The organism is Anaerostipes sp. CAG:276 (assembly GCF_000432215.1).
In the GTDB taxonomy this organism is placed as follows: Bacteria; Bacillota; Clostridia; order Lachnospirales; family Lachnospiraceae; genus Anaerostipes; species Anaerostipes caccae.
On sequence record NZ_FR889206.1, the window covers coordinates 48,999 to 56,753 of the forward strand.

General features: G+C 46.6%; 6 protein-coding genes. 3 read left to right on the top strand and 3 right to left on the bottom strand.

Translation table 11 applies throughout. The features are described 5' to 3' along the window. The 3 genes from QVP35_RS15105 to QVP35_RS15115 all read left to right on the top strand — a co-directional run. Positions 1-1,024: NADH-ubiquinone oxidoreductase-F iron-sulfur binding region domain-containing protein (locus tag QVP35_RS15105; protein WP_288187961.1), on the top strand; the 1,024-nt coding region annotated here is incomplete at its 5' end. Positions 1,025-1,036: 12 nt separating this feature from the next. After that, positions 1,037-2,722: a [FeFe] hydrogenase, group A gene (locus QVP35_RS15110; RefSeq protein ID WP_009289726.1), complete on the top strand. Its 1,686-nt coding sequence runs from the start codon at positions 1,037-1,039 to the stop codon at positions 2,720-2,722. A gap of 227 nt (positions 2,723-2,949) precedes the next feature. Beyond that, the gene (locus QVP35_RS15115; RefSeq protein ID WP_009289725.1) at positions 2,950-4,239 is read left to right on the top strand and encodes a sn-glycerol-1-phosphate dehydrogenase; all 1,290 of its coding nucleotides are present in this window, start codon (positions 2,950-2,952) and stop codon (positions 4,237-4,239) included. A gap of 388 nt (positions 4,240-4,627) precedes the next feature. On the opposite strand, the gene QVP35_RS15120 is transcribed toward QVP35_RS15115, so the two are convergent. From QVP35_RS15120 to QVP35_RS15130, 3 genes are all read right to left on the bottom strand, one after another. Further along, positions 4,628-5,674 (bottom strand): GGDEF domain-containing protein, encoded by a 1,047-nt coding sequence (locus QVP35_RS15120; RefSeq protein ID WP_009289422.1) that lies wholly within the window; start codon positions 5,672-5,674, stop codon positions 4,628-4,630. A gap of 2 nt (positions 5,675-5,676) precedes the next feature. Continuing rightward, the gene (locus QVP35_RS15125) at positions 5,677-7,368 is read right to left on the bottom strand and encodes a bifunctional diguanylate cyclase/phosphodiesterase (protein ID WP_009289421.1); all 1,692 of its coding nucleotides are present in this window, start codon (positions 7,366-7,368) and stop codon (positions 5,677-5,679) included. A gap of 35 nt (positions 7,369-7,403) precedes the next feature. Further along, positions 7,404-7,755: tRNA (mnm(5)s(2)U34)-methyltransferase (locus tag QVP35_RS15130; protein WP_288187962.1), on the bottom strand; the 352-nt coding region annotated here is incomplete at its 5' end.

Genomic DNA, 7,755 nt, shown 5'->3' on the forward strand with positions numbered 1-7,755 from the left:
ACTTCTGGGAGATCATATCCTGGGAACCGATTTTTCTTTCCACTTACATATCAATAAAGGAGCAGGTGCTTTCGTTTGCGGAGAGGGAAGCGCACTGACGGCATCCATCGAGGGCAACCGGGGAATGCCCCGTGTAAAACCGCCGAGAACCGTGGAACAGGGACTGTTCGGAAAGCCGACGGTGCTGAATAATGTAGAGACGTTCGCCAATGTACCGATGATCATCACAGAAGGGGCACAGTGGTTTAAAGGGATCGGACCGGAAAAGAGTCCCGGAACCAAGGCGTTTGCCCTGACAGGCAGTGTCAACCACACGGGCCTGATCGAGGTGCCTATGGGAACGACGCTCCGGGAAGTGATCTATGACATCGGCGGAGGAATCAAGGGAGACGGAGAATTCAAGGCGGTACAGATCGGAGGACCGTCCGGAGGATGTCTGATCACACCGCACCTGGATGTAAATCTGGACTTTGATTCCCTGAAAAAAATGGGTGCCATGATCGGTTCCGGAGGCCTTGTTGTCATGGATGACAGCACCTGTATGGTAGAAGTGGCACGGTTTTTCATGAACTTTACCCAGAATGAAAGCTGCGGAAAATGTGTTCCCTGCCGGGAAGGAACCAAGCGAATGCTGGAGATACTTGAGCGGATCGTAGAAGGAAAAGGGAAGCCTGAAGATCTGGATCTTTTAGAGGAACTTGCCACGACGATCACAGAGACGGCGCTCTGCGGGCTGGGAAAAAGTGCTGCCCTGCCTGTCATGAGTACCTTAAAACTGTTCCGCGATGAGTATGTGGAGCATGTGGTTGACAAGAAGTGCGCTTCTCATAACTGCAATGCCCTGAGAAGATTTATCATCAGCCCGGAACGCTGCAAAGGATGTTCCAAATGTGCAAGGAACTGTCCGGCAGATGCCATCAGCGGACGGATCAAAGAGCCGTATGTAATTGACAATGATAAATGCATTAAGTGCGGGGCTTGTGAGAGTGCCTGTGCGTTTGGTGCGATCCATATTGAAGGGTAGGAGGGGAAGAAGATGAGTTATATGACAATCAATAACAGAAGGGTAGAGTTCACAGATGAAAAAAATGTTTTGTCTGTCATCCGAAAATCCGGGATCGATCTTCCTACATTCTGCTATCATTCCGAACTTTCCACATACGGTGCATGCCGGATGTGTGTGGTGGAAGATGACCGGGGAAGGATCTTTGCATCCTGCTCTGAGACCCCAAGGGATAAGATGGTAATCTATACGAATACCCCAAGGCTTAAGCATCACAGAAAAATGATCATCGAGCTTTTGCTGGCCTCCCACTGCAGAGACTGTACGACCTGTACGAAAAACGGTGTCTGTGTCCTGCAGAAATTGTCCAGACAGCTGGGCATCAAGGAGGTGCGCTTTGAGAAAAATAAAAAGCAGCTTCCGAAGGATTTGTCTTCCGAATGTATTATCCGAGACCCTAACAAATGTATTTTATGCGGAGACTGCGTGAGGACTTGCGATGAAATTCAGGGCATGGGAATCCTGGACTTTGCATTCCGCGGGTCAAAAATGCAGGTGACAACGGCTTTTAACAAAGACCTGGCACAGACGGACTGCGTGGGATGCGGACAGTGCCGTGCGGTCTGTCCTACCGGAGCCATTACGATCAAGCAGGACATTGAAAGAGTCTGGGAAGCGCTGTCTGATCCGGAAAAACGGGTTGTTGTCCAGATTGCTCCCGCCGTGCGCGTAGCCGTGGGAGACAAGTTCGGAATTCCGAAAGGAGAGAATGTCCTGGGGCGTCTTGTAGCCGCACTCAGAAGGATCGGATTTGATGAAGTCTATGATACAAACTTCGGCGCAGACTTAACGGTCATGGAAGAATCCAAAGAACTGGTAGAACGGCTTGAATCCGGTGATAATCTTCCGTTATTCACTTCCTGCTGTCCTGCATGGGTGAAATTTTGTGAGAACCGGTATCCGCAGTTCAGAAAAAATATTTCAACCTGCCGTTCTCCTCAGGAGATGTTCGGAGCGCTGATCAAGGAAGAGGCACGGATGGGTGGGGTAGACGACTCAAGGAAAACTGTGGTCGTATCGATCATGCCGTGTACCGCAAAGAAAGCAGAAATCACGAGGCCGGAACATTTCAATGAAGGGGAACAAAATGTAGACTATGTTCTGACAACGACCGAGGCATCCCGCATGATTCAGGAGTCAGGGATAGACCTTACTCAGGTAGAGCCGGAGGCTCTGGATATGCCGTTTGGAATCTCTTCCGGGGCAGGAGCAATCTTTGGTGTGACCGGAGGAGTGACAGAGGCTGTCCTGCGCCGTCTGATGAACAGCGACCGGGCAGAAGATCTGGAGGCCATCAGTTTTACCGGTGTCCGGGGCGTGGACGGGATCAAAGAAGCTTCCGTTAAGCTGGGAGACAGGGACGTAAAGATCGCGGTAGTCAATGGTCTCAAATGTGCCTCAGAGGTACTGGATAAATTGGATGCGGGAGAGATCTATTATGACTTTGTTGAAGTCATGGCATGCAAGAGAGGATGCATTACCGGAGGAGGCCAGCCTGTGCCGATCGGGCCGAGGACAAAGAAAGCGAGAGTTGAGGGTCTGTATAAGATCGATAAGATGGCCCAGATCAAGCTTTCCAGCCAGAATCCGATTGTGGCGACCGTTTATGACGGAATTCTGAAAGGGAAGGAACATAAACTGCTCCACAATGAAAAATAGTATAATAGAAAATGGAACGCTTCTTCAAACGGCGTTCCATTTTTCTGTTTAACGGGAGAAAAAACGAGTGCAGCTATGAGGCAGATCAAAGGAGTTGGGATACTGCTCCTTTTCCGGCTGGTAAAGTTTTGGTATGGGAGAAAGGAAACAAACTGATCTTGAAGATCCTTTAAACAAAATATATCATAAAGAAAAGCGGATTTTATTTTCTTAGAAGGGAGAAACATATGAGAATAGATATGAAAGAATTTACCGGAAAATGTACCTGTGGGAAGGAGCACCGGCTGAAGGTGAAGGATATGATCCTGGAGCAGGGGGCACTGCAAAGGATACCGGAGTTTTTACAAAAAGATCCTTATACCCAGTACCGCAATTTCGCAATGGTCTGTGACGATCATACATATGAGGCAGCGGGAAAAGAAGTTGAGAGACTCATCCGCGGGATCAAGGTTATAAAACTGAATCCTGAAAATCTCCATGCCAATGAGATCGGTGTACATAAAGTCCGGAAAGCATTGGAGCAGATGGAAGGCATCGACTGCCTGATCGCAGTTGGCTCCGGAACCATCCATGATCTCACAAGGTATCATGCATATGAAGATCAGATTCCATTCATTTCCGTGCCTACGGCAGCCAGTGTAGACGGATATGTTTCCACAGTAGCCGCCATGTCATGGTACGGGTTTAAAAAAAGTATGATTGCGGTCTCACCGATCCTTGTAGTCGCTGACAGCCGCGTAATCGCTCATGCACCAATGCGTCTGACGGCCTCAGGTGTGGGGGACCTTCTGGGAAAATATACGGCGCTTGCAGACTGGAAGATCACACATCTCTTAAACGGTGAATCTATCTGCAGCAGAATCTGCAGCATGGAGTATGAAGCTTTGGATAACTTGAAAAAATCATTGGAAGGGCTGATACGAGGAGAAATTGCCGCATATGAAGAATTAATGTACGGGCTGCTTCTATCGGGCCTAGCCATGCAGATGACAGGGAATTCCCGTCCGGCATCCGGTTCGGAGCATCATATGGCACATTTTTGGGAAATGGCAGTTATCAATGAGGAAATCAGTGCGTATCACGGAGAAAAAGTCGGAGTTGGGCTTGTTTTGGCCAGCGATATATACCATAAGGCGGCTGATTATTTAAGACAGGGTAAGTTTGAGATCAAAGAATCTGTGGATGTGGAGACAGATCTGATTGAACGTATATTTACGAACAAAGAACTCTGTGAAAATATTAAAAAAACCAATGATCCGAATCTTCTGGATACGATAGATCCAGCAGTATTAAAGCAGAAGACAAAAGAAATCACTGCGATAATCGAAGAAATTCCGAAGCCGGAAGAAATAGAAGAAATGCTTCGGAAAGTGAACGGAACTGCTGGTCTTCAGGATCTTGGCTTTGATTTATCAATGAGAGAAAAGACGGCCAAAATCGCGCCGTATATCAGAGACCGCATTACATTTTTGAGGATATTAAAGTTTTATGACTTTTATGATAAAGTTATAAGGTAAAAATATGATTGCATATTGAAATGGGAGCCGCAGTGAATGCGGCTCTTTTTGTATGTCATTTTGACCAGTTTTCCGGCTTGCTGTCTCAGAGATGTAAGATTTTCGAATGCAATTGCCTCCAAACTGGTCAAAATGGACATAGTTTCTTCTGGAGAAGGCTAATGAATAAAAAATCTTACATTGAATAGCCCATTTTATTCGAAGAATACCTTTCCAGTAGCCATTATGTCCATTTTCTACATGATTGGAGTGAGGCATTCTAAGAGCCGAACGGAAATTATGTGGAAAATGTCATACAATTAATACTATATGAAATGTAAAACCAAAATATACCCACAGGGCACACCGTAATTCATGCCTTTCAGACGGACGTGCACCGCACGCAGTCTCATGATTTCCCGCAGACGACGCGGTTCTTCCCTTCTGTCTTGCCTTTGTACATCTGTCTGTCGGCCAGGGCAATGATCTCCTCGGGTGAGGCTCCTTCTCCGGAAGGGCTGACTCCGAAGGTCATGGTAATATGCAGTTTTTTATCGTCACAGCAGAAAGTATGTCCGGCTACCGTATCACACAGTTCCTGAAGCTTTACGAGCACATCCTTCAGCGGCGTGTCCCGGAAAAGAAAGACAAACTCTTCTCCTCCCCACCGGCAGACATCCACGTTTCCTCCCAGGAAAGAACGGATAAGTTCTGCTGTTTCACTCAGAATCTTATCTCCGCAGGAATGTCCCCATGTGTCGTTGACAACCTTAAAATCATCAATATCGCTCAGTACCAGCACTGCAGAGGATGCCTGACAATGTTCCGCCCTTTTTAGGAAAGCATGCCGGCTCAGCAGGCCGGTGAGCTGGTCATAGTTCGCAAGCGTCGACAGGCTGCGGTTTTCATCCTGCAGTTCCTGCCGGCTGACAGCGGCAGACAGCTTCGAAGAAACAGCCGCATATAAAATAATCGTAAAACAGGCACAGATACTGAAAATTAAGATCCACAGTGCCTCTTTTTCAGAAACTGCCAAAAAATCAGGGCAGGCGAATCCAGTATATAATCTCAGCGCAAGGAATACGCAGATCTCAAATCCCGCGAAAAGATAAGGCACATATTTATGTTTGAAGGGGCAAAAATAAGTCAGGGAAGTCATGGCAATCAGATAAGGAGAAATTCCAATATCCCATCCCGCAGACAATGTACAGACCACAGCAAACACACAGACCTCAAAGTGCACACATGTTACCGCCATGCGGTAGTATCCTCTTTCCACGCTCTGCCCCATAGCAAGATAAAAGCACACACTTGCGATATTGTATACAGCAAGAGGATATACACCGGTGAGTGCAAATATAACGATATAAGAAAAGTGCGCCGCAGAAGCCAGGATAATAATGCGCCGGTAAATAAGCTTTACATACTTGTCTTCTGTCTGGTCTATCGACGTCATATTCACTGCCTCCCGTCCCTTTTCCAATATTTCTCCTCAAACTGATCCGCCGGGATCGGTTTTGAGATATAAAATCCCTGTATACTGTCTGCTTCCAGGGAACACACTGCTTCCAGTTCTCCCGGATGCTCAACTCCTTCCACACATACAGCAATTCCTACACTGTGGCACAGCTTTATGACCGCCCCGATAAAAGAATGATTAAATACATGATCCCGGTCATTAATAAAGGAAATAAAGACCCTGTCAATCTTTACAATATCTGCGGGAGTCTGGGACAACATTCCCAGTGAGGAATATCCCGTTCCGAAATCATCCATGGCGATCCGGATATGAAGCTGCCTGAGTCTTTGGAGGGTTTCTTTCAGTGCCGGCATATCGGTCACAAAGTAGCTCTCGGTAAGTTCCAGTACAATGTGCTGCGCGTCCAGATGATATTTTTCCAGCAGCAGCACCACTGTCGGAACAAAATCTTTATCTATAAACTGAAGGTAGGAGACATTGATATGCATAATAAAATCAGGACAGTAAAGCAGCCATCGTTTACATACAGAGAATGCCTGATCCAAAATCCATTTTCCTGCTTCTATCATCAGCCCGCTGTTTTCAAGGAGAGGTATAAACTGAGCAGGGCCCGCATCTTCGGTGTCAGGACAGGACCAGCGGAGCAGGGCTTCAGCCCCGGTAAGTCCAAGTCCGTCAGCTCTGACAAGCGGCTGGTAAACCAATGTAAACCCCTGCATTCCATCTCTTACACAGCGCTGAAGCTGCCTGTTTAATTCCATTAATCTCAATTCTGACTGTAAAAGATCCGGTGAAAACACAGTACAAGTATTTTTTCCCCGCTTCTTGGATGCATCCAAAGCGCTTGCTGCAAATTTGAGCAGATCTAAATAGTTATCCGCGTCTTTTCCTATGATGGATATCCCTCCCGAAACAGAACAGAAATAAGAAATTCTGTCAATCTCATGTTCACAGTTGGCATATGTATGAATAGACCGATATAATTCTTCGATCTCCTCTAATGATGCTTCCGGACAGACAACTGCAAATTCATCACCGTCGAACCGGAAAATCTCAGTCTTAGAAGGCAGCATCTGCTGTATATTCTGTGCCATCTGCCGAAGCACCAGATCTCCAAAAGTATGGTCTTTCAGATTATTGATCTGTTTAAAATCGTCCAGCCCTAACAGCAAAAGCCCTCCCCTGGCGCTTCCCTGGTTCAGCAGAAATTCTATCCGTTCCCTGCACTTTTCCTGGGTGAACAGCCCTGTGGTGCGGTCAATCTTTCCTTTGCTGCCGATCGGAGTCACCACACCTGCAAAGGAGAGCGGATTTTGATTCTGGTCTCTCTTTAACAGTCCGCGGCATACAACCCATACATATTCATTATCTCTGTTTTTTACCTGATACTCTACATTATGTATATCCGTCATCCCTCTGAGCATATCATCCACAGAGTCGAAATATCGTTTTTTATCTTTGTTATGTACCAGTTTGCCCCACACGGGAACAAGCCCGGGTACGAGCCTTCCCGGCAGATCAAAATCCTGCAGCATATTATCGGAAATCAGAGCCATATCGGTTGTCATATCTATGATATAGATATAATCTTCAGTACTGCTGACGATCGCATCATAAAACGCCTGTCCGTCTATATGGAACGCACCGTTCTCTCCCTCAGTTCTTTTCATAAAATATTCCTCCATCTTTCAAATACCGCAGAAAATCAAAATCCCAGTTTCAAAATAAGTACCGGAAGCGGAGGATGATTCTGTTTATTATAGAAGTCCTGTTTAATAACAATATATCTCCTGTCATCCAGCTGCCTTAAGTATTGAAGAACTTCTTCTTTCTCCGCAAAGCCGGTATCTCCTCCACTATACACACAAACACTGATAATTCCTCCCGGTTTCAAAAGCTCAAGTCCCACTCTAACAGCCTGTATCGTACTGTTCGGCCTCGTGGCAATCCTGTGGTCCCCACCTGGAAGATAGCCCAGATTAAACAAGATCGCCTGCACTGTGCCTTTTTCTGCATACCGGTCCATATTTTCATGGCTGTCCAAAATAAGCTCCGGA